Here is a 2014-nt window from a genome sequence, read left to right on the forward strand (position 1 = left end):
CCGGTGTGAAGCCCATCATCGGGCTCGAGGCCTACGTGACGCCGGGCACGCACCGCAGCGACAAGTCGCGCGTCGCCTGGGGCTCGCCCGATCAGAAGAGCGATGACGTCTCGGGATCGGGCGCGTACACCCACATGACGATGTGGAGCCAGAGCACGGAAGGGATGCACAACCTCTTCCGGCTGAGCTCGCTGTCGAGCATGGAGGGGTACTACTTCAAGCCACGAATGGACCGGGAGCTTCTGCAAACCTATGGGAGGGGTCTCATCGCGACGACCGGCTGCCCGTCGGGAGAGGTGCAGACGCGTCTGCGGCTGGGGCAGTACGACGCCGCTCGTGCGGCCGCTGCAGAGTTCCAGGACATCTTCGGCAAGGAGAACTACTTCGCCGAGATCATGGACCACGGTCTGTCGATCGAGCGACGCGTGATGACCGATCTGATCCGCCTCGCGAAGGATCTCGACATTCCGCTCGTTGCCACCAACGACTCGCATTACACCCACCAGCACGAGGCCGACGCCCACGAGGCCCTCCTGTGCGTGCAGTCCGGGTCCACGCTCGACGATCCCAATCGGTTCAAGTTCGATGGCGACGGCTACTACATCAAGACCGCTGCGGAGATGCGCCAGCTCTTCCGCGACCACCCCGAGGCCTGCGACAACACGTTGCTCATCGCGGAGCGGTGCGAGGTGGAGTTCAACACCTCGGCGAACTACATGCCGCGTTTCCCGGTGCCGCAGGGCGAGACCGAGGACAGCTGGCTGATCAAAGAGGTCGAGGCGGGCCTGCACTACCGCTACCCGGGGGGCATCCCCGACAAGGTCCGCACGCAGGCCGAGTACGAGACCGGCATCATCCTTCAGATGGGCTTTCCGGGGTACTTCCTCGTCGTCGCCGACTTCATCAACTGGGCGAAGGACAACGGCATCCGTGTGGGTCCCGGGCGCGGATCGGGAGCCGGCTCGATGGTGGCGTACGCCATGCGCATCACTGACCTCGACCCGCTCGAGCACGGTCTCATCTTCGAGCGCTTCCTCAATCCCGACCGCGTGTCCATGCCCGACTTCGACGTCGATTTCGATGACCGTCGCCGCGGCGAGGTGATCGACTACGTCACCGACAAGTACGGTTCCGAGCGGGTCGCGCAGATTGTGACCTACGGCACGATCAAGTCGAAGCAGGCGCTCAAGGATGCCGGTCGCGTGCTCGGCTTCCCGTTCAGCATGGGGGAGCGTCTGACCAAGGCGATGCCGCCCGCCGTGATGGGCAAGGACATGCCGCTGTCGGGCATGTTCGACACCGCTCATCCGCGCTTCAAGGAAGCGAGCGAGTTCCGCTCGCTCATCGAGACCGACCCCGACGCCAAGACCGTTTTCGACCGCGCGCTGGGCCTGGAAGGCCTGAAGAGGCAGTGGGGCGTGCATGCTGCCGGCGTGATCATGTCCAGCGAGCCGCTGTTGGACATCATCCCGATCATGCGCCGCGAGCAGGACGGCCAGATCGTCACCCAGTTCGACTATCCGTCGTGCGAGGCGCTCGGCCTCATCAAGATGGACTTCCTCGGGCTTCGCAACCTCACGATCATCTCGGACGCGCTCGACAACATCCGGATGAACCGTGGGGAGGAACTCGACCTGGAGCACCTGACGCTCGACGATCGCGCGGCGTACGACCTGCTCACGCGAGGAGACACCCTCGGTGTCTTCCAGCTCGACGGTGGTCCCATGCGTGCCCTGCTGCGGTTGATGAAACCGGACAACTTCGAGGACATCTCCGCCGTCATCGCCCTCTACCGTCCCGGCCCGATGGGCGCGAACTCGCACACCAACTACGCGCTGCGCAAGAACGGTCAGCAGCCGATCACTCCCATCCATCCCGAGCTCGAAGAGCCGCTGCGCGACATCCTCGACACCACCTACGGCCTGATCATCTATCAGGAGCAGGTCATGGCGATCGCGCAGAAAGTCGCCGGGTTCTCCCTCGGACAGGCCGACATCCTGCGTCGCGCGATGGG

At 64.4% G+C, this 2014-nt stretch carries 1 protein-coding gene; it reads left to right on the plus strand.

The window, feature by feature from the left end:
* On the plus strand, positions 1-2014 hold a 2014-nt coding region (gene dnaE, locus I5I_RS06345; protein ID WP_036317753.1), incomplete at both ends, for a DNA polymerase III subunit alpha.

Source organism: Microbacterium sp. B24 (assembly GCF_000333415.1).
GTDB lineage: Bacteria > Actinomycetota > Actinomycetes > Actinomycetales > Microbacteriaceae > Microbacterium.